Annotated in this window: 22 protein-coding genes and 1 riboswitch; of the genes, 10 read left to right on the forward strand and 12 right to left on the reverse strand. The window is 58.0% G+C overall.

From position 1 onward, the window contains the following. Positions 1-249: 249 nt before the first annotated feature. Complete coding sequence (locus tag I6N93_RS02265; RefSeq protein ID WP_085689180.1) at positions 250-2,625, reverse strand: DNA polymerase II; 2,376 nt, start codon at positions 2,623-2,625, stop codon at positions 250-252. A 494-nt stretch (positions 2,626-3,119) separates the two neighbouring features. Between I6N93_RS02265 and I6N93_RS02270 the strand changes: the two genes are divergently transcribed. The 6 genes from I6N93_RS02270 to I6N93_RS02295 all read left to right on the forward strand — a co-directional run bounded on the left by I6N93_RS02270 (position 3,120) and on the right by I6N93_RS02295 (position 8,520). Next, entirely contained in the window at positions 3,120-4,184 is a 1,065-nt protein-coding gene (locus I6N93_RS02270) for an ABC transporter substrate-binding protein (protein ID WP_373853573.1), read from the forward strand. A 27-nt stretch (positions 4,185-4,211) separates the two neighbouring features. Continuing rightward, positions 4,212-5,111 carry a branched-chain amino acid ABC transporter permease gene (locus I6N93_RS02275; protein ID WP_085689174.1) on the forward strand — a complete coding sequence of 300 codons (900 nt, stop codon included), beginning with the start codon at positions 4,212-4,214 and terminating at the stop codon, positions 5,109-5,111. Continuing rightward, positions 5,111-6,154: a branched-chain amino acid ABC transporter permease gene (locus I6N93_RS02280; RefSeq protein WP_085689172.1), complete on the forward strand. Its 1,044-nt coding sequence runs from the start codon at positions 5,111-5,113 to the stop codon at positions 6,152-6,154. The genes I6N93_RS02275 and I6N93_RS02280 overlap by 1 nt, the downstream gene beginning before the upstream one ends. Further along, positions 6,144-6,923 carry an ABC transporter ATP-binding protein gene (locus tag I6N93_RS02285; RefSeq protein WP_085689170.1) on the forward strand — a complete coding sequence of 260 codons (780 nt, stop codon included), beginning with the start codon at positions 6,144-6,146 and terminating at the stop codon, positions 6,921-6,923. The genes I6N93_RS02280 and I6N93_RS02285 overlap by 11 nt, the downstream gene beginning before the upstream one ends. Continuing rightward, a complete protein-coding gene (locus tag I6N93_RS02290; RefSeq protein WP_085689166.1) occupies positions 6,916-7,611 on the forward strand; it encodes an ABC transporter ATP-binding protein in 696 nt (231 codons plus the stop codon). The genes I6N93_RS02285 and I6N93_RS02290 overlap by 8 nt, the downstream gene beginning before the upstream one ends. A 159-nt stretch (positions 7,612-7,770) precedes the next feature. Next, the gene (locus I6N93_RS02295; protein ID WP_085689164.1) at positions 7,771-8,520 is read left to right on the forward strand and encodes a DedA family protein; all 750 of its coding nucleotides are present in this window, start codon (positions 7,771-7,773) and stop codon (positions 8,518-8,520) included. Here the strand turns inward: I6N93_RS02295 and ilvN are convergent, their stop codons facing one another. The 7 genes from ilvN to sgrR form a co-directional block, all read right to left on the reverse strand. Then, on the reverse strand, positions 8,521-8,814 hold the full coding sequence (gene ilvN / locus I6N93_RS02300; protein ID WP_085689161.1) for an acetolactate synthase small subunit: 294 nt from the start codon (positions 8,812-8,814) through the stop codon (positions 8,521-8,523). Positions 8,815-8,818: 4 nt separating this feature from the next. Beyond that, positions 8,819-10,480 carry an acetolactate synthase large subunit gene (ilvB, locus tag I6N93_RS02305; protein WP_085689159.1) on the reverse strand — a complete coding sequence of 554 codons (1,662 nt, stop codon included), beginning with the start codon at positions 10,478-10,480 and terminating at the stop codon, positions 8,819-8,821. 111 nt (positions 10,481-10,591) lie between these two features. Beyond that, a complete protein-coding gene (locus I6N93_RS02310; protein ID WP_085651821.1) occupies positions 10,592-10,696 on the reverse strand; it encodes an ilvB operon leader peptide IvbL in 105 nt (34 codons plus the stop codon). A 110-nt stretch (positions 10,697-10,806) separates the two neighbouring features. Next, positions 10,807-11,523: a thiamine ABC transporter ATP-binding protein ThiQ gene (gene thiQ / locus I6N93_RS02315; protein WP_085689156.1), complete on the reverse strand. Its 717-nt coding sequence runs from the start codon at positions 11,521-11,523 to the stop codon at positions 10,807-10,809. Further along, complete coding sequence (gene thiP / locus I6N93_RS02320; RefSeq protein WP_085689153.1) at positions 11,507-13,117, reverse strand: thiamine/thiamine pyrophosphate ABC transporter permease ThiP; 1,611 nt, start codon at positions 13,115-13,117, stop codon at positions 11,507-11,509. Before thiP ends, thiQ begins: the two co-directional genes overlap by 17 nt. Further along, entirely contained in the window at positions 13,093-14,076 is a 984-nt protein-coding gene (thiB, locus tag I6N93_RS02325; protein WP_085689150.1) for a thiamine ABC transporter substrate binding subunit, read from the reverse strand. The genes thiP and thiB overlap by 25 nt, the downstream gene beginning before the upstream one ends. Before the next feature lie 43 nt (positions 14,077-14,119). Then, a riboswitch (TPP riboswitch) is annotated at positions 14,120-14,239 on the reverse strand. A gap of 40 nt (positions 14,240-14,279) precedes the next feature. Continuing rightward, the gene (gene sgrR / locus I6N93_RS02330; protein WP_085689147.1) at positions 14,280-15,938 is read right to left on the reverse strand and encodes an HTH-type transcriptional regulator SgrR; all 1,659 of its coding nucleotides are present in this window, start codon (positions 15,936-15,938) and stop codon (positions 14,280-14,282) included. A gap of 106 nt (positions 15,939-16,044) precedes the next feature. Here sgrR and sgrT point away from each other — a divergent pair, with 106 nt between their 5' ends. The 4 genes from sgrT to I6N93_RS02350 all read left to right on the forward strand — a co-directional run bounded on the left by sgrT (position 16,045) and on the right by I6N93_RS02350 (position 19,554). Further along, positions 16,045-16,209, forward strand: a complete 165-nt coding sequence (gene sgrT, locus I6N93_RS02335; RefSeq protein WP_085689195.1) for a glucose uptake inhibitor SgrT — start codon at positions 16,045-16,047, stop codon at positions 16,207-16,209. A 293-nt stretch (positions 16,210-16,502) separates the two neighbouring features. Continuing rightward, complete coding sequence (gene proP, locus I6N93_RS02340; protein WP_085689144.1) at positions 16,503-18,008, forward strand: glycine betaine/L-proline transporter ProP; 1,506 nt, start codon at positions 16,503-16,505, stop codon at positions 18,006-18,008. Positions 18,009-18,295: 287 nt separating this feature from the next. After that, positions 18,296-18,499: a hypothetical protein gene (locus I6N93_RS02345; RefSeq protein WP_197669181.1), complete on the forward strand. Its 204-nt coding sequence runs from the start codon at positions 18,296-18,298 to the stop codon at positions 18,497-18,499. A 149-nt stretch (positions 18,500-18,648) separates the two neighbouring features. Next, on the forward strand, positions 18,649-19,554 hold the full coding sequence (locus tag I6N93_RS02350; protein ID WP_085689142.1) for a siderophore-interacting protein: 906 nt from the start codon (positions 18,649-18,651) through the stop codon (positions 19,552-19,554). A gap of 48 nt (positions 19,555-19,602) precedes the next feature. Here I6N93_RS02350 and leuD read toward each other — a convergent pair whose 3' ends face one another. The 4 genes from leuD to leuA are packed head-to-tail and all read right to left on the reverse strand — an operon-like array spanning position 19,603 to position 24,289. Next, positions 19,603-20,205 (reverse strand): 3-isopropylmalate dehydratase small subunit, encoded by a 603-nt coding sequence (gene leuD / locus I6N93_RS02355; protein WP_085689139.1) that lies wholly within the window; start codon positions 20,203-20,205, stop codon positions 19,603-19,605. Positions 20,206-20,217: 12 nt separating this feature from the next. Next, the gene (gene leuC / locus I6N93_RS02360; protein ID WP_085689136.1) at positions 20,218-21,618 is read right to left on the reverse strand and encodes a 3-isopropylmalate dehydratase large subunit; all 1,401 of its coding nucleotides are present in this window, start codon (positions 21,616-21,618) and stop codon (positions 20,218-20,220) included. A 2-nt stretch (positions 21,619-21,620) separates the two neighbouring features. After that, entirely contained in the window at positions 21,621-22,712 is a 1,092-nt protein-coding gene (leuB, locus tag I6N93_RS02365; protein WP_085689133.1) for a 3-isopropylmalate dehydrogenase, read from the reverse strand. Then, positions 22,712-24,289, reverse strand: a complete 1,578-nt coding sequence (gene leuA, locus I6N93_RS02370; protein ID WP_085689130.1) for a 2-isopropylmalate synthase — start codon at positions 24,287-24,289, stop codon at positions 22,712-22,714. Before leuA ends, leuB begins: the two co-directional genes overlap by 1 nt. Positions 24,290-25,059 lie beyond the last annotated feature (770 nt).

The following is a 25,059-nucleotide window of genomic DNA, read 5'->3' on the forward strand; positions in this document are numbered from 1 at the left end:
CATCCTTGAATGCGGCTGACGGCCTGCAGCGCCGCGATAGACGCTTCCCGCGCGCCGCGGCGTCCGCGCATTCGAAACGTTGGTCTGAAAGGCCTGCGCTAGGCGCCGTCCTGCGCGGATACGGCCCGAATCTGAGTGTATGGGCTGACGACAGCGCAAGATCTTATCGAAAATACCGCCGGATTCGGAAAGGGCGCTATGGTACTGGATGGGCGCGCGTTCGTCACCTGCCAAACCGCCGTCAGGGAATCAAAACAGTCCCATTTGGCCGGTGACCAGCATGGTGAAGTCGTCGTGCAGGAAAGGCAGAATCCCATCCGCCACCGGCCGCAGCTGTTTTTCCACATAGTGCTGATAATCCAGCGGCGAATGACGGGCTTCCAGCGGTTCTGGGCCGTTGACGGTCATGACGTAGCTGATCCAGCCGCCGTTTTGATACTGGAGTGGACGCCCGTGCTCGCGGTTATATTCGTCGGCCATTCTGGCGGCCCGCACCTGCGGCGGGACATTGCGCTGGTACTCACTTAGCTTGTGGCGCAGCCGCTTGCGGTAGACCAGTTGGTCATCCCACTCGCCGTTCTGCGTTTTGCGCACATAGTCGCGCACCCACTCCTGATAGGCCTCACGCCGGAAAATTCGCGCGTAGAGCTGCTGCTGAAACCGTTGCGCCAGCGGCGTCCAGTCGCTGCGTACGGTCTCCAGCCCTTTAAACACCACCTGCGGCTCGCCGCCGGCGTCCAACGTCAGTCCGGCGTAGCGCTTTTTACTGCCCTGTTCCGCGCCGCGAATGGTGGGCATCAGGAAACGCTGATAATGGGTTTCATATTCCAGTTCCAGGGCGCACTCCAGCCCCTGCGTCCGCGCCAGATGCTCGCGCCACCACGCGTTCACGTACTGCGCCAGTTCCCGGCCGATGGCGTCCGCTTCCTGCTCGCTATGAGCGTGATTGAGCCAGACGAACGTCGAGTCGGTATCGCCGTAAATCACCTGATAGCCGCGGGCTTCAATCAGCGCCTGCGTTTGCTGCATGATGTCGTGTCCGCGCAGGGTGATGGAGGAGGCCAGTCGCGGATCGAAGAAGCGACAGCCGCTGGAGCCCAGCACGCCGTAGAAGGCATTCATGATGATTTTCAGCGCCTGCGACAGCGGTTTGTTGCCGCTGCGCTTCGCCGCCTCGCGCTCCTGCCAGAGGCTGCCGACAATCGCGGGCAGACAGTGCTGCTCACGGGAAAACCATGCGCCGCGATAGCCCTTAACCGCGTGCTGTTCGTCCGGGTGCCGCATGCCGACGGCCAGTCCGACGGGGTCGATCAGAAAGGTGCGAATGATGGAGGGATACAGGCTTTTATAATCCAGCACCAGCACCGAATCATACAGGTCGGGGTGGGAATTCATGACAAAGCCGCCGGGGCTGGCTTCCGGCGGGATCTCGCCGAGGTTTGGAGCGACGAAGCCAGCCCGGTGCATCCGAGGCAGATAGAGATGGGTGAAGGCGGCCACGGAGCCGCCGCTGCGGTCCGCCGCCAGACCGGTGAGGCTGGCGCGTTCCAGCAGAAACGGCAGCAGTTCGGTCTTGTCGAAGATGCGCGTGACCAGCTCGCAGTCTTTGAGGTTGTAGTGGGCGAGGGCGGGCTTGTCTTCGGCGAAGCGGCGGTCGATCTCGTCCATCCGCTGGTAGGGGTTATCCATCGCCTTGCCTTCTCCCAGCAGCGTTTGGGAGACGAACTCCAGGCTGAAGGAGGCGAAGTTCCAGGTGGCGGACTTGAGCGCTTCAATTCCGTCGACGATCAGTCGTCCGGGCGCGCTGGCGAAGAAGTGCCCCTGTTTGTAGCCGTGCTCCCGCCACTCCAGCTCCGCCTGTCGCCGCCCCAGGCGTAGCGGAATGCCGTATCGTTCGGCGTGTTTTTGCAGCACCCGCAGGTCGAACTGCACCAGATTCCAGCCGACGATCAGGTCGGGATCGTACTGCTGGATCCAGTGGTTGAGCTGCTCCAGCAATTGGGGGCGGCTGGTCGCATACTCTAGAGTGAAGTCGCCCGCGTCAGCCGGGTCGCCGTTGGGCGGACCCAACATAAACACCTGCCGCCGGCCGCAGCCTTCGAGGCCGATGCAGTACAGCTCGCCGTGGCGGTTGGTTTCGATATCCAGCGACACCATGCGCAGCGGCGGACGATAGTGCGGCTCCGGTTTCATCCTGGCGTTGAGGATTCGAGCTTCCGGTCCGGCGTCGCCGTCGAACCAGACCGGCGCAGTAATGAAACGCTCCATCAGAAAACGTTCAGGCGGGCGAATATCGGCTTCATAAAGGGGGACGCCGGCTTCCTGCAGCCGTTTTTCAATACGCTGCAGCTGGCGATATTGCGGGCAGTAAAGGCCCAGCAGATCTTCGTGGTGAAAACTTTTCATCCCCAGCGGGCGGAGCTCGGCCCTTTTCTCGCCGTTCAGCGCGGTGCGGACTTCCGCTTCATGGCGGGCGGGGACAAAAGCCACGGCCTGTTGCGGAGGGAGACGCACCCGCTGCGGGCCGTCGTCGGTGGCGAGCCAGAACTCGACCTGAATGCCGGACGGCGTATCTTGCCAATGACGGGTGAGCACAAAGCCCTGACGCGGGGAAGGAGCAGTCATAACCTCAGGCCGTATGAAGAAGAAAGTCGTCATTAAGTGTGGTTATCTATACAGTGGTTGTCCAGCCTTTTTCGCCTGCCACCTGGTGAGGCAGCGCTGACAATCTTAGTGCGTTCGACGTCCGAATGATTGATTTGTCTTATGAAAGCCGGGGCAATATTCGCACCGTGCGCAAGCAGCGCGGGGTGCCCGTGGTGCAACTGACGCTTATCGCCGGCGTTTAAGGCAATCACTTCCTGTTATGTCTTATTTATTAATTGATTAATAACACATTTATCCGGCCCGGCTTATTGGCATGGTAATTGCTGATTTTCCCATCGTGGTGCGGGTTGTGCCCGTGCGCATTTTTGCTGGCTATAGCCCTATACACAGCTTCATTTCACGATGGGAACGTAAACCACTATTCATTGACGAGGCAGAACATGAAGAGAAGAGTTTTCAAAACAACGATAGCGGCAGTCTGTGTGTCCTCTGCGCTGGCGGCCGCGAATGTCATGGCGGACGAAGTCAAAATCGGCGTTGTACTGCCCTTGAGCGGCGCGTTGAGCGGTTATGGTCAGCCTTCTCAGAAAGGGGTGGATCTGATTAATGCCATGGAGCCAAAACTGGCGAACGGCGACACCGTCAAGTTGGTTATCATCGACGATAAAAGCGACAAGGTGGAAGCCGCCAACGCCATGCAGCGTCTGGTTTCCAGCGACAAAGTGGATGCGGTGATCGGCGAGGTGACCTCGACCAATACGCTGGCGATGACCAAGATGGCGGAAGACACCAAAACGCCGCTGATCTCCCCGACGGCGACCAACGACCGCGTCACCCGCAACCGCGAGTACGTCAGCCGGGTATGCTTTTCCGACAGCTTCCAGGGAGTGGTGGGCGCCAACTTGGCCAGCCGCGATCTGAAGGCCAAGAAAGCGGCCATCATGTTTGACAGCAGCAACGACTACTCAGTCGGTCTGGCGCGCGCTTTCCGCAATCAGTTTGTGAAAAACGGCGGCACTATCGCCGTTGAAGTACAGGCGCCAGGCGGCAGCAAAGATTTCAAAGCGCAGCTCTCCACCGTGAAATCCCACAACGTCGATATGATCTATATGCCGATTTATTACACCGAAGGCGCGTTGATTGCGGTACAGGCCAAGCAGCTAGGGCTGAAAGTGCCGGTGGTGGGCGGCGATGGTCTGGCGGCCGACCCGATCTTCTTCAAACTCGGTCAGGATGCGGTGGAAGGCTATATGACCACCGACTACTACTCGCCAAATGCGAAAGAGCAGACGCCGGACGGCGAGAAATTCATTCAGGCCTGGACCACCAAATATAACGAGCCGACCCATACCTGGGGCGCGATGACGGCGGATGCCTACAAGATGATCGTCGCCGCCATGAATAAGTGCAGCGATCCGCACGATCGCGTTTGCGTGAACAAGAACCTGCGCGCCACCACCAACTTTACCGGTATTACAGGGACGTTGACCCTGAAAGACGGCGATGCCATTCGCCCTGCGGTCATCAACGAAGTCAAGAACGGGCAGCTGGCGTTTAAAACGGTGGTCAATCCTTAATCGGCGGGAAGTAGTAAGGAGCGCACAATGGATTTTGCCGTTTTTTTACAGCAGGTGGTCAATGGCATGAGCCTTGGCAGTATGTATGCGCTGATCGCGATTGGTTACACCATGGTGTATGGCGTACTACGGCTGATTAACTTCGCCCATGCGGATATCATGATGGTCGGCGCCTTTGTGGCGCTGATCAGCTTTACCTCCTTCGGGCTGCCTTTCGGGGCAGCTATTTTGTTTTCGGTGCTGGTCTCGGCCCTGCTCGGGGTCGCTATCGATCGCATCGCCTATCGCCCGCTGCGGCAGGCGTCCAAAATCTCCATGCTGATCACCGCCATCGGCGTCAGCTTCTTTCTGGAGAATCTCTTTAACGTCGTGTTCGGCGGCAGCCCGCGTTTCTTCGAATCGCCGCCGTTTTTCAATCAGACGATAACGCTCGGTCAAATCGTGATCACCCAGGTGGCCTGGATGGTGCCGCTGATCACGCTGGTGCTGCTGGCGATCATTTTGTTCATTCTGTACCGCACCCGACAGGGGATGGCGATCCGCGCGGTGGCGTTCGACGTCAATACCGTTCGCCTGATGGGCATTGATGCTAATCACATCATTTCGCTGGTGTTTGCGCTGGGGAGCGCGCTGGCGTCGCTGGGCGGCGTGTTCTATGCCATCAGTTACCCAACCATCGATCCGCTGATGGGGGTATTGATCGGCCTGAAAGCCTTCGCCGCAGCGGTACTGGGCGGGATCGGCAGCGTCACCGGGGCGGTGATCGGCGGCTTTATCCTGGGCTTTACCGAAGTGGTGGCGGTCGCCGTTTTTCCGGAGTTGGGCGGGTACAAAGATGCTTTCGCCTTCCTGTTTTTAATTTTGGTGCTGCTGTTCAGACCGGTGGGCATCATGGGTGATGAACGATTGGAAAGGAGCCGCTTCTGATGAAAATGCCGCAGACCTCCTCTTCGCTGCTGTTGTGCTATATCGCACTGTTCGCGCTGGCGTTTCTAGCGCTTTATTCTTTGCAGGACGCGTTCGACGCCTATGTGCTGCGCATCGTCTGCAACATCTTTATCTTTATGATCCTGGCGGTCAGCTACAACCTGATCAACGGGGTGACCGGCCAGCTCTCGTTAGAGCCGAACGGTTTTGTCGCCATTGGCGCATACGTGACGGCGCTGTTGTTGCTGACTGCGGACAACAAAACGGACATGTTCGAAATGGCTGCGCCGAGCCCGTTCATTCTGGCTTTGCACACGACGTTCCTGCCCGCGCTAATCATCAGCGGCGTCTGCGCCGCGGTGGTCGCCGTCTGTCTGTCGTTCCCGGTCTTTCGCGTGCGTGGCGACTACCTCGCCATCGTCACACTGGGCTTTGGATTCATTATCAAGATCCTGGCGATTAACAATCCGCAGATCACCAACGGCGCCATCGGGCTGAATGAGATCCCGCAGGTAGAGAACATCCTGTATTGGTGCGGATTCATCGCGCTCATCGCCGTGCTGTTCGTCCTGCAACTGGTGTATTCCAAATACGGACGCGCGATGAAGGCGGTACGCGATGACGAAGACGCCGCAATCGCCATGGGGATCAACACCTTCCGCATCAAGACCTGCGCTTTCGCGACCAGCGCGTTTTTCGAAGGCATCGGCGGCGGCCTGCTGGCCTCGCTGCTCACCATTATTTCGCCGGATCTGTTCGACTTTATGCTGACCTTCCAGTTGCTGATCATCATCGTACTGGGCGGACTGGGCAGCACCACCGGCGCGATCCTGGGGACGATCGTCGTGGTGGGCAGCGGCGAATGGCTGCGCTTCCTCGATCAGCCGCTGACGCTGTTCGGTCAGGATTTGGGCTCGCACCCCGGCCTGCGGATGGTGGTGTTCTCGCTGGTGCTGCTGATCATCATGCTGTTTGCGCGTGAAGGGCTGCTAGGCAAACAGGAAATCTGGGAAATTCGCAGGAGACGTCAGAATGGCAAATGAGGCATTACTCCGCGTTGCGGACGTCACCATGCAGTTTGGCGGACTGCGCGCCATCGACGGCGTCAGTTTTCACATTGCGCCTGCCGAGATCTTCGGGCTGATCGGACCGAACGGCGCGGGTAAAACCACGCTGTTCAACGTGATTACGGCCAACTATAAACCGACCGGCGGCACGGTGGAGCTGGCGTCTCAGGCGCTGACCGGGTTGAAACCGAATCAGGTGGTGAACCGGGGGATCGCCAGAACGTTCCAGAATATCCGGCTGTTTCCGTCCATGACGGTGCTCGACAACGTGTTGATCGGACTCGATCGCTTTATTCATTACTCTTTCCTCGAGGCAGCCCTGCGCTGCGGGCGTTTTTTCGCGGCGGAGAAACGCGCGCGGGAAAAAGCGATGCAGCTGCTGGAGTACATCGGCATTGCCGAACACGCCCATTCGCTGGCGACCAATCTGAGTTACGGCAATCAGCGAAAGGTGGAAATCGCGCGGGCGCTGGCGACATCGCCCAAACTGCTGTTGCTGGACGAGCCCGCCGCGGGGATGAACCCTCGCGAGACCGCCGAACTGGCGCAGCTCATTTTCAAAATGCGGAAGGACTTCGGACTGACGGTGTTGGTGATAGAACATGATATGTCGTTTGTGAACTCCCTGTGCGAGCGGGTGATAGTGCTGGATTACGGCAAGGCGCTGTTTAGCGGCACGCCGAATGAAGCCATCAATCATCCTGACGTCATCGCCGCCTATCTGGGAGACATCGATTATGCTTAAAGCGACCGATCTACGGGTCTTCTATGGTCTGATTCAAGGGCTGAAGGGGATCGATATCGAGGTCAACAACAGCGAGATCGTGACGTTGATCGGCAGTAACGGTGCCGGGAAAACGTCGACGCTGAACGGCATCATCAATCTGGTGAAATCCACCGGCGTGGTCAATTTTCTCAACGAAGATATTTCCCACCGGCAAACGCACCAGATCGTGCGTCAGGGGCTGGCGCTGGTGCCTGAAGGGCGCAAGGTGTTCACTAACCTGACCATCGAAGAAAATCTGCGGATGGGGGCGTACAACAATCCGGTGAGGTTCAGCTATCTGCGCGACAAGATGTACGCCATGTTCCCTCGCCTGAAAGAGCGGCGCGCGCAGCTGGCGGGGACGATGAGCGGTGGAGAGCAGCAGATGCTGGCGATTGCCCGGGCGTTGATGAGCGAACCGGCTTTGCTGATGCTGGACGAGCCTAGTCTGGGGCTGGCGCCGAAGGTGGTGGGTGAGCTGTTCAACATCATCCGTCAACTGCGCGAGGAGAAGATCACAATCCTGCTGGTCGAGCAGAATGCGACCGCGGCGTTGAAAATCGCCGACCGGGCCTACGTGCTGGAAAACGGTAAGATCGTTCTGCATGGAGCGGCGCAGGAGGTTCTGGCGAATCCGGAGGTGAAGACCCTGTATCTCGGCGGGTGATACATCTGGCGGGTTTGGTCCTTCCGGGATCAAACATTTAGCCTGCCCGATGGGTTCTGACTGTGGGCCGTCCGATCGGCAGCGAGCGAGGGGCTGCCGTCCGGCGGTTTTCTGCTATTATCCCGAAGTCCTGATTTTAGCGCAGATAAGTAGGGATTTATGCAAGCCTGGCTTGAGCACGTGGTTACTCAATCGTTGGCCTATTCACTGCTGGCCGTTTTGCTGGTGGCTTTTCTGGAGTCGCTGGCGTTGGTGGGGCTGCTGCTGCCGGGCACCTTGATGATGGCGTCGCTGGGCACCTTGATCGGCAGCGGACACCTGGGACTTTATCCGGCCTGGGGAGTGGGCATTATCGGCTGCCTGCTGGGGGATTGGATTTCCTATTACATCGGCTGGCGCTTTAAGGATCGGCTGCACGGCTGGTCATTCGTCCAGAAGCACAGCGCCTATCTCTATCGCATCGAAAAAATGCTGCATCAGCACCATCTCGCCACCATTCTGGTCGGGCGCTTTATCGGTCCGACCCGGCCGCTCATCCCCATGGTCGCCGGTATGCTGGAACTGCCGCCGAAACGATTCTTGGTACCGAACATCATCGGCTGCCTGACCTGGCCTCCGTTATATCTGATGCCGGGCATTCTGGCGGGGGTGGCGATCGATATTCCCCCCGCAGCGGACAGCGGCAGCTTTCGCTGGCTGCTTCTCGCCGCTGCCGCACTGACCTGGACGGCCGGTTGGCTGCTATGGCGCTGCCGACGCGTGCCGGTGGAGGGATGGCTGACGCCAGCGCGTTTACGCTGGCTGGCGCCGATAGCGACGGTCGCCGCCGCCTTCAGTCTGATCTTGCTGTGGCGGCACCCGCTGATGCCGGTCTATCTCCACCTGCTGCGGCAGATTTTCAACGTCTGATTAGCGGTAGAACTCCGCCACCTGCTCGAAAATGCGGGTATCGTCGCCGTGGCGGCGGACCTGCAACACATCTTCCAGCTTTTCCACTTGACTGATCATCTGCGCCAGCCGGTCGTCGTCGTTCACCAGCAGCCAGATACGGCTTTGTTCGCCCCCTGGCAGCGGCATACACATGATGCCTTCGACGTTGAACGCCCGGCGGGCGAACAGGCCGCAGACATGAGACATGACGCCGGGATGGTTATGTACGGACAGCTCCAGCGTGACCTGGGTTGAAGAGGATGCGGTCTGCATAGGGTTAATCTCCAATCATCTCAATGTTGGCGGCGCCCGGCGGCACCATCGGATAGACTTTTTCATTCACGTCGATCAGCGCATGAATCAGCGCTGGACCCGGCTGATTCAGAATCTTGCGCAGAGCGGCCTGCGGATCTTCCGCCGCGTTCAAATCACAGGTCGCCAGCCCGAAACCGGTGGCAATCGCCAGGAAATTGGCCTGATAGCTGTAGTCGGACGCCACGTAACGCTGTTCGTAGAACAGATCCTGCTGCTGGTGGACCATGCCCAGCGCCTGATTGTTCATCAGCACGATTTTGACGTTAAGGCGCTGTTCGGCCAGCGTCGCCAGTTCCTGAATATTCATCATCAGGCTGCCGTCGCCGGAGAAGCACACCACGGTGCGATCGGGCTCCGCCAGCGCGGCGCCGATGGCGGCCGGCACGCCGAATCCCATGGTCCCCAAACCGCCAGACGTCAGCCATTGGCGCGTGCGGCGCAGCGGGTACGACTGGGCGACCCACATCTGATGTTGACCGACATCGGTGGAGATAATAGCGCTGTCGTCCAGCGATTCGGCGACGGCATGGATCAGGCCGTAGTGGCTGAGCGGATCATCCTGTTGCAGATTGGCGGGGAACGCCTGCTGCAGCTCGCTCACCTGCTGGCGCCAGTCGGCGCGCGTCTGGGGCTCGATCAGCGGCAGCAGCTGCGTCAACCCTTGTGCGACGTCTGCATGCAGCGCCACGTGCGGTTGGCGAATTTTGCCCAGCTCGGCGGCGTCGATGTCCATGTGGATGATGCTGGCGTTCGGGCAGAACTGCTCGGCTTTGCCGATAGCGCGATCGTCGAAGCGCGCGCCCATGACGATCAACAGATCGGACTGTTGCAGGATCATGTTGGTGGATCGTGCGCCGTGCATGCCCAACATGCCCAGCGATAGCGGATGATCGGCAGGCATTGCGCCGAGCGCCATCAATGTCATGGTGGTGGGAATACCGGCGGACTCCGCCAGTTGGATCGCCTGCTGATGCGCGCCGGCGCTGACGATCCCGCCGCCGAGATACAGCACGGGACGGCGGGCGGCGTTGATCATCGCGGCCGCCTGCTCAAGGGCCTGCGGCTCGGCGGCCACCGGTGCGTCGTTCGGCGCAGGCGCAGGCAGGGCATCCAGCTCAATGGTGGCCGTCTGTACATCTTTCGGCACGTCGATCCACACCGGGCCGGGACGGCCTGACTGCGCGATGCGGAACGCTTCGTTCATCACGTGGGCCAGCTCATTGATGTCGCGCACCAGATAGTTGTGCTTGGTCACGGGGATGGAGATGCCGTAGGTGTCCACTTCCTGGAAGGCATCGCTGCCGATCATATTGGAGGAGACCTGAGCGGTTATGCAGACCAGCGGAATGGAATCGAGTTTCGCATCCGCAATCGCGGTCAGCAGGTTGGTCGCGCCGGGGCCGCTGGAGGCCATGCAGACCGCCGCTTTGCCGCTGGCTCGCGCCATGCCCTGAGCGATGAAGCCCGCGCCTTGTTCGTGTCGCGCCAGTACGTGGCGAAGGGTTCGGCTTTGTCCCAGCGCATCGTACAGCGGCAGGGCGGCCCCGCCGGGGATACCCGTGACGGTCGTGATGCCTTGCTGTTCCAGGATGTGGACGATCAGCTCAGCTCCGGTATAACGCATAGTCATATCCTTTATCAGAGCCGGTGCTGTTTGGGAGCGGGGGGCAGAAAGAACAAAACCCGCTCGGTTGGCGCCGGCGGGGTTTGGGAATCTCTTCTGGATTCGAACCCGTTACGGCGCGTTGCCGACCACGACGACGACCACTAGGCGCACGACGACGACCGCATCGACAAGTGCGGTGTTGGATAGTGCTAGCGTGGAGGACGTGTGTTTCACGGGGAATCCTGTCATTGGTTTTTTAAACTATGTATATGGACAAGCCATTTTCACATGGGCTGCGGCAGACAATAACCCACAACTGTGAAAAGGTCAAAACCTGTTCGCCATCAGTTTTTATTCTGTTCAACGGGGGCGATTCCGAGAATACCTGCGGCGGCGACGCGACCCTGTTGCAGGTCATGGGTTGAGCCGTCGTAAGCCACGCGGCCGTCAACCACCAACGCCGTGCGATCGGCGATGCGGGCGGCATCGTCGAGATGGTGCGAGACCATCAGCAGCGTCAGTTGGCGATCGCGACATACGTCGTCGACCAGCGTCAGCATTTCCGCACGCAACGCCGGGTCGAGCGCGGAGAACGGCTCGTCCAGCAGCAGGATCGGCTGCTGACGCAACAGGCAACGCGCCAGCGCCGCCCGTTGCCGTTGGCCGCCCGACGCCTGCGCCGGCAGGCGATCCAGCAGCGCGGTCAACCCGACGCGTTCAGCGATGCGGGCTAACTCCTTGCGCTGTGGCGGCGTCAGCTTAAGACCGGGATGCAGCCCCAGAGCAATATTCTGCGACAGCGTCAGGTGGGGGAAGAGATTATTTTCCTGAAACAGAATCGATACCGGTCTCTTGGCCGGTGGCGTCTGGCGGTGGTCGACGCCGTTCAGCATGAGCTGGCCGCTCTCCGCCGGGAGAAAACCGGCGATAAGGCTGAGCAGCGAGCTTTTGCCCGCGCCGCTGGGACCGAGCACGGCGACGCGTTCACCGGCTTCCACGCGCAGATCGAACCGCATCGGCTGGTGCTGGTAGAGATAGGTCAATTTATCGAGAACGATCATAAGCGTCCGCCCGTTTTTCAATCAGAGTGAACAGAACAAAACACAGCAGCAGCAAAAGCAAGGCGGTCACGGCGCCGTCGGCGCTGCGGTAAGCGCCGATTTGCTGGTACAGATAAAACGGCAGCGTCCGGAATTGCTCATTGCCGAACAGCGCGATGATGCCGAAATCGCCCAGCGAGAGAATAGAGGCGAACGCCAGCGCCTGTGCGATCGGCGTCCGCAGCGCCCGCAGTTCGATGGTCTGCAGTCGCCGCCAGCCGCGGATATCCAACGACTGGCACAGCAGGTTGTAGCGCTCGGCGATGTCATACATGGGATTTTCCAGCACTTTGAGCGCATAGGGGATCGCCATCAGCGCGTTCGTCGCCGCCACCAGCCACAGGGGCGACTCCGGCAGCCCGACGGTGCCGTTCAGCAGCAGGAAAAATCCGCTCGCCAGTACGATGCCGGGCATCGCCAGAATCAGCATGCCGCTAAGATCCAGCAGTTGGCCGGAAAAATGGCGGCGACGCAGCTTGAGTTCCCGGCTGCTCCACAGCAGCATCAGCGTCAGCAGTACGCACAACAGGCCGGAGAGTACTGCGACCTTCAACGAAGTCCACAGCGCGTCCCATAGCGCGGGTTGACGCAGCACGGCGAGCAGGGAGGCGTTCAGCCCATTCGCCGCCACGGCCAATAGCGGCGGTAGCAGCAACAATAGTGCGGCCACGATCAACAGCACGTCCGTGATGCGGTTGAACAGCGTGTCCTGAGGATTACGCCAGCGCGCCTGCTGGCTGTAGCCGACCGGCAGCAGTTTAGCCAGCCGCTGGCTGAGCAGAACCAGACCGAGACAGCATCCCATCTGAATCAGCGCCAACAACGAAGCGCGCGCCGGATCGTAGTCGAAGCTTAGCGCCTGATAGATCGCCAGCTCAATGGTGGTGGCCTTAGGGCCGCCGCCCAGCGAGAGCACGACGGCGAAGCTGGCAAAACAGAGCATAAAGATCAGCGCGGCCGCAGGCAGGAGCTGTCGGCGCAGCCACGGCCACTCCACAATGCGAAAGTGCTGCCATTCTCCCATCCCGAGCTGCGCGGCCACCTGCCGCTGTTCGGTAGCGATGCTTTCCAGCGCCTGCAACATCAGACGCGTGGCCAGCGGCAGGTTGAAGAAAACGTGCGCCAACAGTATCCCGCCGAGCCCATAGGGAGAAAATGCGTAAGGTAGGCCAAATGCCGCCGTGATCTGTGAGAGCCAGCCTTGCCGCCCGTATACGCTGAGCAGACCGAACACGGTCACCAGCACCGGCAACACCAGCGTCATGGCGAATAGCCTCAACAGCCAGCGATGTCCCGGAAAATGGCGTCGATACAGTGCGCGCGCCAGAAAAATCGCCGGGATGGTCGACAGCAGCGTCGAGAGCAACGCCTGCCAAAAAGTGAAGCGAACGACGTGCCACAGGTAGTCGTCCTGCCACAGCGTGCGCCACGGATTCTGCGGCGCCTGAAGCCACAGAGCGCCGAAGGCCAGCGCGGCGACCACACTCAGCAGCAGCGCGGCGAAAGCGCCGGGCCAGAGCCAGCCGGGGATTAGCGGCTGACGGCGCGTTGCCATGCCTGGATCCAGTCATTACGGTGCGTGGCGACCTGCTCCGGCGTAAACGACAGTATCGCGGCCGGTTTGTCCAGAGACTGGAAACCGGCGGGCAGCGGTGTGTCGATAACCGGATACATCCAGTTGGTGGTCGGAATGCGCTGCTGGAAGGCCGGGCTGACCATAAACTTCAGGAAGCGCTCAGCCAACTGCGGCTGTTGGCTGCTCGCCAGCCGGCCGGCCACCTCCACCTGCAGATAGTGGCCTTCGCTGAAGGGCGCCGCGATATAGTTGTCTTTCTTCTCTTCAATAATGTGATAAACGGGCGAGGTGGTGTAGCTCAACACGAGGTCGGCTTCGCCTTTCAGGAACAAACCATAGGCTTCGCTCCAGCCTTTGGTCACGGTGACCGTCTTCGCAGCCAGCTTCTGCCAGGCCTGCGGGGCGTCGTCGCCATAGACTTTTTGCATCCAGAGCAGCAGGCCGAGTCCCGGCGTGCTGGTGCGTGGGTCCTGATAAATCACTTTCCACGGCGTCGGGTTGTCGACCAACTCATGCAGGCTGCGCGGCGGGTTTTTCAGCTTGTCGCGGTTATAGATAAAGGCGAAGTATCCGTAGTCATAGGGCACGAACGTGTCATTGTGCCAGCCGCCCGGCAGCGAGAGCGCATCGGTATCGACCGTCCGTTTGCTGAACAGGCCGGTGTTTTCCGCCGCCTTAAGCAGGTTGTTGTCCAGACCCAGCACGACATCGGCCTGCGTGCGCTTTCCTTCCATCCGCAGACGGTTAAGCAACGCCACGCCGTCGGCCAGCGCCACGAATTTCAGCTCGCAGGCGCACTCTTTTTCAAACGCGATTTTCACGCTGGGACCGGGTCCCCATTCCGAGGTGAAGGAGTCGTAGGTATACACGGTCAGCGTAGGTTTCGCGAACACCGGAGCAGTGAGAATCAACAGGCAGGACAGTAATTTTTTTAACACTTTGCACTCCTGAGAAAAGGGGCGGCAAAGGTCTTTGAGCAAGCGGCGAAGCACTCCCAAATCCCTTCGCCGGTATTAACCGGATCAGGTTCGACGGGTATTTTCTCAGCGTAAAGCGGACGGTATGACGGCGCCGGGCTTTATCGCACCCCGTTGAGAACTCACGCATTGTAGAGACTTCATACCCGGAGTCAAAGCGCGCGTCAGTTTTCCGGCGGCGCGAACCAGGCGGATTTGAAATCAAACCACCCCAGCGTATTCATACGAATGCCGCGCATGCTGCGCTGCCCTTGCAACTGCAGCCAATGATGGAACAGTGGATGGATCTGCTGCTGAGTCACAAGCGATTGGCTCCAGTCCGTCAGCGACCAGCGGCCCTGACGCCACTGGCTGGCGTCTTCGGCCAGATCCCGATCCAAACAGTGCTGCATCAGCGGCAGTTCGTAGAGCAGGGCGAACAGAGAGAACGCCAGCGGCAAATAGAAGTTGGCGCTGCCGAGCCAGATGTCGCTCGCCTCGCCACCCTGGTACCAGTCAGCATAGTCGATACAGCGGACCGACAGCGTGACGCCGTGGGCGGACAGCAGCCGACGAATAATGTCGCTGATGTCCTGATACTCGGCGTGCTCATGATAGAAGGTGAGGGTCAGGTGCGTAAGGTTGACGGGTTTGTCCCGAGTCAGGCGGGGCTGGGCGTGGTGCCAGCGTGGCAGCAGCCCGTAGGCCGGCGACCAGTTGCACTGGTAGGTTTCGTCCGCGAGCCCGAGCAGGGCGACCGGGCTCAGCGCCTGGCACAGCCAGTCCCTGATGTCCGGGCGAGAAGTCAGCGGCGAGCGCCGGTCGAACAGCAGAAAGTAACAGCCTTCCTCCAATCGGTTCTCTAGTTCGTTGTTCGGCGAATTGTCGTTTTGTAATTGAAGCGAACAGGAGGGCGTATCCAGCGCGTCCGGCAACACCCAGATGCTCACTTCGTCAATCAGCGCACGATAGCCAAAGTAGTCGTCAAAGGCGTTGATTTTCAGCTGTGTAACGCTGTTGCGCAGCACGGCGTAAGGGCCGGTGCCCACCGGATGGCGGGTGAAATCGGGCAGCACTTTCCACTCCTGCGGCAAAATCATCGCGGACACGCTGCCGAGCAGCCAGGGCAACCAGACATCCGGCGTCGTCAGCCGCACATCCAGCACGGAGGGGATGGGCGATTCGATGGCGCAGAGATGAGAAAACAGCGGCATGGCGGTGATGCGTTGCAGAGAGGCGATCACGTCGTCCATCGTCAGCTCCCGGCCGTGATGGAAACGCACGGCGGGGCGCAAATAAAAACGCCAATGCAGGGGCGAGACCTGCTGCCAGTGGTGGGCTAAATCCGGCAGGAGTTCCCCATTTTCCTCATTTATGGTGGTTAATCCGCTGAAGATCTGGCGGGCCAGATGCGTTTCCGAACGCCGCAGCGCCGAGCCGGGCAGCAGGTTACGCATCGGCCGGTAGTAGGCGATGCGCAGCAGGTGTTTGCCCTGCCGGAAGCTGCGTCCGATGTGGGAAAGCAGCATCTGCCGCACCTGCGATTTGTCTCCCACCAACTGCACCAACTGGTCGATCCGATCCTGCTCCAGCAGGTCTTCCGCCCGCTGTTGCTGCAGCGTCAGACCGGTATAGAGGAAGCTGAGCCGCGATCGTTTTCCTCGTCCCGCTTCGGCTTCCCAGTTCAGCCAGCCCTCTTCCTGCATGGCTCGCAGCAGCGACCGAATATGCCGTCGCGAGCAGTTGAGTACCCCGGTCAGCTCCTGCAGCGTGGTGTCAGTAGGCTGTCCTTGCAGATGCTGCCAGAGCCGGATGAACTGTTGTTGCAGTCGGGAAGAGGACATAAAGGGGAACTCCTCGGCATAAAGTCATCAATATATTTTCCCCTATTTTACGTTGATACTTTGCCATAACTAAAGTGCAAATAATGAACGGTCGGAGGGCATGACGATGGCACTATCACGATTGTATCGGAGTTATCGCAACATCCTGTCCCAGGGACACTCGGCGTGGGGGCGCTGGCTGTCGACTTCTCAGCGTCTGGCGCTGCTGATGCAGGTGACGCAGTGGCAGACGGAGAATATGTCTGATGAGGAATACCGTCACTGGATTTGACGACAACAAGGTTTCTGTTTTCTGAGTGATGGTGAAGCTTTCACCGCCCGGTGGTTATCCCACCGGCTTTTTTTTGCCCGAAATAAGTGATGCATATCCTATGCTAAGATGGGCTTTGAAAATGAGTCAAGGAACGTTAAAGTCGATATAAACATTCAACCTATGGTAACATGCTAGTAAATGAAACTGGGTTAATCGGTTATAGCGAAATAAAAAACTATCTTGATGTGACCATCCTTCAGTGAGACGTTTCAATTCAGTCTATTACATTAAAACAGGTAAAATAATTCACTATGAAGTTACGCAGAAGAAAGGCACGGCCCATCGTTCTGGGCGATGTCACCATTATTGACGATACACGTTTACGTAAAGCCATTACCGCAGCCGCGCTGGGTAATGCCATGGAATGGTTCGATTTCGGTGTATATGGTTTTGTCGCTTACGCCTTGGGCCAGGTCTTTTTCCCCGGCGCTAACCCCAGCGTCCAGATGATCGCCGCGCTGGCGACATTCTCCGTTCCCTTCCTGATTCGTCCTCTGGGCGGGCTGTTCTTCGGCTCTTTGGGCGACAAATATGGCCGTCAGAAAATATTGGCCATTACCATTATCATCATGTCGATCAGTACCTTCTGCATCGGCCTGATACCGTCTTATAACTCCATTGGGATCTGGGCGCCGATACTGCTGCTGCTGGCCAAAATGGCTCAGGGTTTCTCCGTGGGCGGCGAATATACCGGTGCGTCGATCTTCGTCGCCGAATATTCTCCGGACCGGAAGCGTGGGTTTATGGGAAGCTGGCTGGACTTCGGCTCCATCGCCGGGTTTGTCTTGGGCGCGGGCGTCGTGGTGCTGATCTCCGCCATGATAGGCGAAGCCAAGTTCCTGGAATGGGGCTGGCGTATCCCGTTCTTCCTGGCGCTGCCGCTTGGGATCATCGGCCTTTATCTGCGTCATGCGCTGGAGGAAACGCCGGCGTTCCAGCAGCACGTTGAGAAGATGGAAAAAGACGACCGCGACGGCTTGAATACCGGGCCGCGTGTCTCTTTTAAAGAGATTGCCACCAAACATTGGAAAAGTCTGCTGTCCTGTACGGGCCTGGTGATTGCCACCAACGTCACCTACTACATGCTGCTGACTTACATGCCGAGCTACCTGTCGCACAACCTGCACTACTCCGAGAACCACGGTGTACTGATTATCATCGCCATCATGATCGGGATGCTGTTTGTTCAGCCGGTGATGGGGCTGCTGAGCGATCGCTTCGGACGTAAACCGTTCGTCGTGATCGGCAGCGTTGCGATGTTCCTGCTGGCCATCCCTTGTTTCATGATGATCAACAGTGGCGCAATCGGCCTGATTTTCCTGGGGCTGCTGATACTGGCGGTGATTCTGAATGCCTTTACCGGTGTGATGGCCTCTTCGCTGCCGGCGATGTTCCCGACTCACATCCGTTACAGTGCGCTGGCGAGCGCTTTCAACATTTCTATCCTGATCGCGGGTCTGACGCCGACGTTGACCGCGTGGCTGGTTGAAGCCAGCAACAACCTGTTTATGCCGGCCTACTACCTGATGGTCATCGCCGTTATCGGTCTGGTCACGGGTATCTTCATGAAGGAAACGGCCAACAAGCCGCTGAAAGGCGCGACGCCGGCGGCCTCCGACCTGAGTGAAGCCAGAGAGCTGCTGCGTGAGCATCACGACAATATCGAGCATAAAATCGAAGATATTAACGCTCAAATCGTTGAGCTAGAGACGAAACGTCGGTCGCTAATCGATCAGCATCCTCGCATTAACGAATAATCGTTGGACGCATTCAGGAAAGTTTTCTGCTTCCCTGACGCTCAATCAGGCAGCGGCCTACGGGTCCCTGCCTGATTTTTTTCTGTCCTATTCTTCCCCTGAATGTCCGCTGACGCACCGCGGTGCTCTTATCAATACGTCAGCTGAATGAAATGTTTCGATGAAATGGTCAATTAAGTTAAATAGTTAGGCGATCATATTATCGCCGCAAAATAGTTGAAGCTTGAATGGAGTTCTAGGTACTGTCCACGTGATTTTTTGTCATATTTTGCAAGGAAAACTCACACATGGCCGAATATGGAAAAGCCGTACCAAGAGAAGTCAAGGGATGGAACTGGGGCGCTTTTATGTTCAACATTGTTTGGGGCGTAGGCAATAAAACCTACCTGCCGTTGCTGTGTTTTGTTCCTCTGTTGAACATCGTCTGGGTGAACAGTGGCATTGATCGCTGCGTGATGAATGCCATTGCTTCTGTTATTTCCTCCGTCTGACCGTCTTGACAGCCCGAAAGTCGAACCACTTCCGCGCTTTGTGAGGCCGCTTCCACCTTCTATAAATCCCTGTATCAATAATTGTTCTCATTATCAGTAGAGTGCTAACATTCTTCGCTTGAGTACGGTAGAACACCAGAGGGATGAGTATGGCGGGAGCAAAAGAGTACAAGATTTTCGAGGTTGCGCTGGCGAATAAGCAGAAGTTGAGCCCGTCAATGATGCGCTGTGTTTTCCGCGGCGAGTCAGTGCGTGGGATGATGACCGGTGCGCCCGATCAGCGAATTAAACTCCTGTTCCCTGCACTTGACGGCACGCCGTCTCAACTGCCGGATGTCGCGAACTGGTATGCGGAGCTGCTGGCATTGCCGAAACGCCAACGTCCCATCGCGCGGACTTATACCCTTCGCCGCCTGAATGCGGCAGCGGGGGAGGTGGAAGTGGAGTTTGTCATTCACGGCACGGAAGGCCCGGCGTCATCGTGGGCGATGCGCGCCGAGCCGGGTGATCGTCTGCAGATGGTGGCGCCCTGCGCCGACTCGCGGGGCCGCCAAGGCGGCTATGAGTGGCTGCCTGTAGAGCAGACCCGCCGGGCGTTGCTGATCGCCGACGAAACTGCGTTTCCAGCCGTGAAAGGAATTCTGGAGCAGTTGGCCGGGCAGGCGTCGCCTCCTCAGGTGCAGGCCTTTATCGAGCTGCCTTTGCGTGCCGACTGCCAGGATTTCAGCCATTTCACCTTCGCCGATATTCATTGGCTGCCGCGGGAAGACAGCGGAGCAAAACACGGCGAGCGGTTGCTGGATGCGGTTCGCGATGCGCTGACCTTGCCTCAGGCCCCATGCGTGCCTCCCGTCGTTGAGTTAACGGAAGTCCCTGAAGACGAACTGCTGTGGGAAAGGGCGGAGAGTCAGCACGGGCAGTTTTTCGGCTGGGTGGCCGCCGAATCATCGGTGGTGAAAGCCTTAAGGCGATATCTGGTGGGCGAGCGGGGTGTCGCGCGAGAGTCGATGGCGTTTATGGCGTACTGGTGTCAGGGACCGCGTGGGGAGCGGTAAAAAACAGGCCCGCCGAAGCGGGCCATGGGCATTGTGACACGGTGAAGCTTAGCGCAGGAACGTCGGCTGTGTTTCCTCGTAGCGGGCAATCGCCGCTTCGTGTTGCAGCGTCAGGCCGATGTTATCCAGACCGTTGATCATGCAGTGACGGCGGAAGTTATCGATTTCAAACGGATAGCTTTTATCGCCCGCCTTCACAATCTGAGCTTCCAGATCGACGGTGAAGGTGATGCCTTCGTTGTTTTCCACCAGGGTAAACAGTTCGTCGACATCGGCGTCGCTCAGTCGAACCGGCAGCAGCTGGTTGTTCAAGGCGTTACCGTAGAAAATATCGGCGAAGCTCGGCGCAATCACGACGCTGAAGCCGTAGTCGGTCAGCGCCCACGGCGCATGTTCGCGGGAGGAGCCGCAGCCGAAGTTTTCACGGGCCAGTAAGATGCTGGCGCCTTTGTAACGAGGCTGGTTCAGCACGAAGTCAGGATTAGGCTGCTGGCCTGCGACATCCAGGAAACGCCAGTCGTTGAACAGATGTTGGCCGAAGCCGGTTCGGGTCACCTTCTGCAGAAACTGCTTGGGAATGATGGCATCGGTATCGACATTGGCGTTGTCCAGCGGGACGACCAGACCAGTATGTTGAGTGAATTTAGTCATGGGTTATCCCTCTCAGTTCAATTCGCGAATATCGGCGAAACGCCCGGTCACCGCGGCCGCAGCGGCCATGGCGGGGCTGACCAGATGAGTCCGTCCGGCACGGCCCTGACGACCTTCGAAGTTGCGGTTGCTGGTGGAGGCACAGCGCTCGCCCGGATTCAGACGGTCATTGTTCATCGCCAGACACATTGAGCAGCCAGGCAGACGCCATTCGAAGCCGGCTTCGATAAAAATCTTGTCCAGACCTTCCTTTTCGGCCTGTGCTTTTACCGGACCTGAGCCGGGTACGACCATCGCCTGCACGCCCGCAGCCACTTTGCGGCCTTTGGCGATAGCGGCGGCAGCGCGCAGATCTTCAATCCGCGAGTTGGTGCAGGAGCCGATGAAGACTTTGTCGATGGCGACGTCGGTCAGCTTGATGCCTGCTTTCAGGCCCATGTAATTCAGGGCTTTCTCGGCAGAGGCGCGCTCAACCGGATCGTTGAAGGATTCCGGTGCCGGGATGGCCTGATTCACGCCGATCACCTGGCCGGGGTTGGTGCCCCAGGTGACCTGCGGCGCGATGTCGGCGGCGTTCAGCGTGACCACGCTGTCGAATTGAGCATCCGCGTCTGACTTCATCGTCTTCCAGTACTCGACGGCTTTTTCCCATTCGTTGCCTTTCGGCGAGAACTGGCGACCTTTCAGGTAGGTGAAGGTCGTTTCATCCGGGGCGACCAGACCGGCTTTCGCGCCCATTTCAATCGCCATGTTGCACAGTGTCATGCGGCCTTCCATGCTCAGCGCTTCGATGGCCTTGCCGCAAAACTCGACCACATGACCGGTGCCGCCCGCGCTACCGGTTTTGCCGATGATTGCCAATACGATGTCTTTGGCCGTGATGCCCGGAGCCGCATCGCCGGTAACTTCAATCTTCATGGTTTTTGCGCGGCCCTGTTTCAGGGTCTGCGTCGCCATGACGTGTTCGACTTCGGAAGTCCCGATGCCGAACGCCAGAGAACCGAACGCGCCGTGGGTGGCCGTGTGGGAGTCGCCGCAGACGATGGTCATTCCCGGCAGCGTCATGCCCTGCTCAGGGCCGATGACGTGAACGATGCCCTGATAAGGGTGGTTCAGATCGTACAGCTGCACGCCGAACGCTTTGCAGTTCTTAATCAGCTCCTGCATCTGAATGCGGGCCATCTCGCCACTCGCCTTGATGTCGCGAGTCTGAGTGGAGACGTTATGATCCATGGTGGCGAAGGTTTTGCCGGGCTGACGCAGCTGACGACCTTTGGCGCGCAGACCGTCGAACGCCTGGGGCGATGTCACTTCATGCACCAGATGACGGTCGATATACAGCAGCGGCGTTTCGTTTTCCGCTTCATACACGACGTGCGCATCAAATAACTTCTGATATAACGTTTTACCCATGATTACACCCCTTCCGCGACATAACGGGCAATGACGTCGCCCATTTCACTGGTGCCAATGGCCTTGCCGTCGCGAGCCAGATCGCCTGTGCGGTGTCCGGCTTCCAGCGCATGATTCACCGCCTGCTCGATGGCGGCGGCGGCGGCATCTTCACCCAGGCTGTAACGCAGCAGCAGGGCCGCAGACAAGATTTGTGCAATCGGGTTGGCGATGTTTTTGCCAGCGATGTCCGGCGCGGAACCACCCGCGGGTTCATACAGACCGAAACCGGATTCGTTCAGGCTGGCGGAAGGCAGCATGCCCATGGAGCCGGTGATCATGGCGCATTCGTCGGACAAAATGTCGCCGAAGATGTTGGAGCACAGCACCACGTCGAACTGCGCAGGATCTTTGATCATCTGCATCGTGGCATTGTCGATGTACATGTGGTTCAGCTTCACATCCGGGTAATCTTTAGCGATTTCGGTGACGACTTCGCGCCACAAAATGCTGCTCTGCAACACGTTGGCTTTGTCGATTGATGTCACGATATGACGGCGTTTACGTGCGGATTCAAAGGCGATGCGGGCGATGCGTTCAATTTCGAAACGGTGATAAATCTCGGTATCGAAAGCGCGTTCATCTTTACCGCTGCCTTCACGGCCTTTCGGCTGGCCGAAATAGATCCCGCCGGTCAGTTCGCGCACGCACAGAATGTCGAAGCCTTTCGCGGCGATATCTTCGCGCAGCGGACAGAACGCTTCCAGCCCTTGATACAGACGCGCCGGGCGCAGGTTGCTGAACAGGCTGAAGTGTTTACGCAGCGGCAGCAATGCGCCGCGTTCAGGCTGTTCTGCCGGCGGCAAATGTTCCCATTTCGGACCGCCGACGGAACCAAACAGGATCGCGCTCGCCTGTTCGCAGCCGGTAATGGTATCTTTCGGCAGCGGCGTGCCCTGACGGTCGATGGCGGCGCCGCCAATGTCATATTCGCTGGTTGTTATGTTCAAACCAAAACGTTGACGCACGGCTTCCAGCACTTTGTAGGCCTGAGCCATGACTTCCGGGCCGATGCCGTCACCCGGCAGTACGGCGATATGGTAGCTTTTGTTCATCACACTGTTTCCTGACTATTTTGTTTGTTGTTCTGCTGCTGCAAGCGCAGTAATTCCTTTTCAACCATCTGCGCACGTTGAATATTGTTCAACACGTTCACCATGGCGTTCGCGGAGGATTCGACGATATCCGTCGCCAGTCCGACGCCGTGGAAGCGGCGGTTCTGATAGTCGACCACGATGTCCACCTGACCCAGCGCTTCTTTACCATGACCTTTGGCGGACAGCTGATACTGGACCAAATTGATATCGAAACCGGTGATACGGTTGATGGCTTTGTAAACGGCGTCGACCGGGCCGTTGCCGGTGGCGGCTTCTGATTTGATTTCTTCACCGCAGGCCAGTTTGACCGAGGCGGTGGCCATGACGCTGGAGCCTGATTGTACGCTGAAGTAATCCAGACGGTAGAGGGCGGCGTCTTCTTGCTTGTTGTTGATGAACGCAAGCGCTTCCAGATCGTAATCAAATACCTGGCCTTTTTTGTCCGCCAGTTTCAGGAAGGCGGTGTACAGATCGTCCAGGTTGTAGTCGCAATCCTTATAGCCCATCTCTTCCATGCGGTGTTTCACTGCGGCGCGGCCTGAGCGTGACGTCAGGTTCAACTGTACTTCTTTCAGGCCGATGGATTCCGGCGTCATGATTTCGTAGTTTTCACGATTTTTCAGCACGCCGTCCTGATGGATGCCGGAAGAGTGGGCGAAGGCGTTGGCGCCGACGACGGCTTTGTTGGCCGGGATCGGCATGTTGCAGATCTTACTGACCATCTGGCTGGTGCGGTAAATTTCCTGATGATGAATGTTGGTGTGCAGATTCATCAGCTTCTGACGCACTTTGATCGCCATGATAACTTCTTCCAGCGCGCAGTTTCCGGCACGTTCGCCGATGCCGTTCAGCGTTCCTTCTACCTGACGGGCGCCCGCGTTGATCGCCGCCATGGCGTTGCCGACCGCCAGACCCAGATCGTCATGGGTATGAACGGAGATGATGGCTTTGTCGATATTGGGAACGCGCTGGTACAGAGAAGCGATGATGTTGCCGAATTCATGGGGCAGGGTGTAGCCGACGGTATCTGGAATGTTAATGGTGCGGGCGCCGGCGTTAATCGCGGCTTCCACCACGCGACTCAGATCGTCAATCGGCGTTCGTCCGGCATCTTCACAGGAGAACTCGACGTCGTCAGTATAGTTGCGAGCGCGTTTGATCATATAGATTGCGCGTTCAATCACGTCATCCAGCGTGCTGCGCAGCTTGGTGGCGATATGCATCGGCGAGGTGGCGATGAAGGTATGAATACGGAATGCGTCAGCCACTTTCAGGGCTTCGGCCGCGACATCGATATCCTTCTCTACACAGCGGGCCAGTGCACAGACGCGGCTGTTTTTGATCTGCCGGGCGATGGACTGTACTGAATCGAAATCGCCAGGTGATGAGACCGGGAAGCCCACTTCCATCACATCGACCCCCATACGTTCCAATGCCATGGCTATCTGAATCTTTTCCTTAACGCTCAGACTGGCCTGCAGCGCCTGCTCACCATCACGCAATGTGGTATCGAAAATAATCACTTCTTGGCTCATCGCTCTGGTTCCTTTGTCTTGTTTGTTCTGACGCCCGGCGAGTAAAAAAAAACCCGCGCAATGGCGCGGGCTTTTTGAAGGTGTGGCGTGAAAATCAGCTGTAAATTTCGCCCACCGGCATACCGCGCATGTTGGATGCGATTAGTAGTAGGCCTAGTCGTTTAGCGAAGTGGAACATGCTGATTGTCTTCCAATGTTTGTTAGTTAATGACTTCTCTAGTATTGGTACTTGAATACAGTGGGTATGTCAACGTTTGATTTTTGCCGCAAAGCGGGATTTCTCTGCCTGATTTCGGCGATAAAATCGGTCGAAATCGTTCTAAAAATAGACGGCCAAACGGTTGATATACCGAATGTTTGAGCTGGTGATGTCGGCGAACAAAGATAAAAGTTGGGATTTTTCGGGCAGAAAAGGAGATAAGTGCCGATAATATTTTTTGCTGACCTGCTCAAATACCGCGGGATATTTTCAGACCAACGCCAATTCTTTTGGAGTTTTAACGTAGTAAAAGTCTTTTTGGCAGCGAACTCCTCGAATGAGAGTAAACGTGAGGATCCCGCGTAATTTGCCTGCTGCACAAACTGCCATTATGTTAATGCGTCCTATTTTGAGAGGGCAAAATTGCCCGAATTTTATCCCTCAAATTCGCGTTTAAAACGTTTTTTGACGCGGATAAAAAATCTACCGGCAGGGGTATTTTGTCAGAAAAACGCGTTCGGAGGGTTTTCCGGGCTGGCGACGCTATTTTCACCTATGCAGAGGATGCTTT

Origin of the sequence: Lonsdalea populi, from assembly GCF_015999465.1 — a bacterium.
Classification (GTDB): Bacteria; Pseudomonadota; Gammaproteobacteria; order Enterobacterales; family Enterobacteriaceae; genus Lonsdalea; species Lonsdalea populi.

What these genes read in the sequence shown, in the direction of transcription:
- I6N93_RS02265 (WP_085689180.1), bottom strand. Translation starts at nt 2,625, where the DNA reads ATGACTGCTCCTTCCCCGCGTCAGGGCTTTGTGCTCACCCGTCATTGG.
- I6N93_RS02270 (WP_373853573.1), top strand. Translation starts at nt 3,120, where the DNA reads ATGGCGGACGAAGTCAAAATCGGCGTTGTACTGCCCTTGAGCGGCGCG.
- I6N93_RS02275 (WP_085689174.1), top strand. Translation starts at nt 4,212, where the DNA reads ATGGATTTTGCCGTTTTTTTACAGCAGGTGGTCAATGGCATGAGCCTT.
- I6N93_RS02280 (WP_085689172.1), top strand. Translation starts at nt 5,111, where the DNA reads ATGAAAATGCCGCAGACCTCCTCTTCGCTGCTGTTGTGCTATATCGCA.
- I6N93_RS02285 (WP_085689170.1), top strand. Translation starts at nt 6,144, where the DNA reads ATGGCAAATGAGGCATTACTCCGCGTTGCGGACGTCACCATGCAGTTT.
- I6N93_RS02290 (WP_085689166.1), top strand. Translation starts at nt 6,916, where the DNA reads ATGCTTAAAGCGACCGATCTACGGGTCTTCTATGGTCTGATTCAAGGG.
- I6N93_RS02295 (WP_085689164.1), top strand. Translation starts at nt 7,771, where the DNA reads ATGCAAGCCTGGCTTGAGCACGTGGTTACTCAATCGTTGGCCTATTCA.
- ilvN (WP_085689161.1), bottom strand. Translation starts at nt 8,814, where the DNA reads ATGCAGACCGCATCCTCTTCAACCCAGGTCACGCTGGAGCTGTCCGTA.
- ilvB (WP_085689159.1), bottom strand. Translation starts at nt 10,480, where the DNA reads ATGCGTTATACCGGAGCTGAGCTGATCGTCCACATCCTGGAACAGCAA.
- thiQ (WP_085689156.1), bottom strand. Translation starts at nt 11,523, where the DNA reads ATGATCGTTCTCGATAAATTGACCTATCTCTACCAGCACCAGCCGATG.
- thiP (WP_085689153.1), bottom strand. Translation starts at nt 13,117, where the DNA reads ATGGCAACGCGCCGTCAGCCGCTAATCCCCGGCTGGCTCTGGCCCGGC.
- sgrR (WP_085689147.1), bottom strand. Translation starts at nt 15,938, where the DNA reads ATGTCCTCTTCCCGACTGCAACAACAGTTCATCCGGCTCTGGCAGCAT.
- sgrT (WP_085689195.1), top strand. Translation starts at nt 16,045, where the DNA reads ATGGCACTATCACGATTGTATCGGAGTTATCGCAACATCCTGTCCCAG.
- proP (WP_085689144.1), top strand. Translation starts at nt 16,503, where the DNA reads ATGAAGTTACGCAGAAGAAAGGCACGGCCCATCGTTCTGGGCGATGTC.
- I6N93_RS02345 (WP_197669181.1), top strand. Translation starts at nt 18,296, where the DNA reads ATGGCCGAATATGGAAAAGCCGTACCAAGAGAAGTCAAGGGATGGAAC.
- I6N93_RS02350 (WP_085689142.1), top strand. Translation starts at nt 18,649, where the DNA reads ATGGCGGGAGCAAAAGAGTACAAGATTTTCGAGGTTGCGCTGGCGAAT.
- leuD (WP_085689139.1), bottom strand. Translation starts at nt 20,205, where the DNA reads ATGACTAAATTCACTCAACATACTGGTCTGGTCGTCCCGCTGGACAAC.
- leuC (WP_085689136.1), bottom strand. Translation starts at nt 21,618, where the DNA reads ATGGGTAAAACGTTATATCAGAAGTTATTTGATGCGCACGTCGTGTAT.
- leuB (WP_085689133.1), bottom strand. Translation starts at nt 22,712, where the DNA reads ATGAACAAAAGCTACCATATCGCCGTACTGCCGGGTGACGGCATCGGC.
- leuA (WP_085689130.1), bottom strand. Translation starts at nt 24,289, where the DNA reads ATGAGCCAAGAAGTGATTATTTTCGATACCACATTGCGTGATGGTGAG.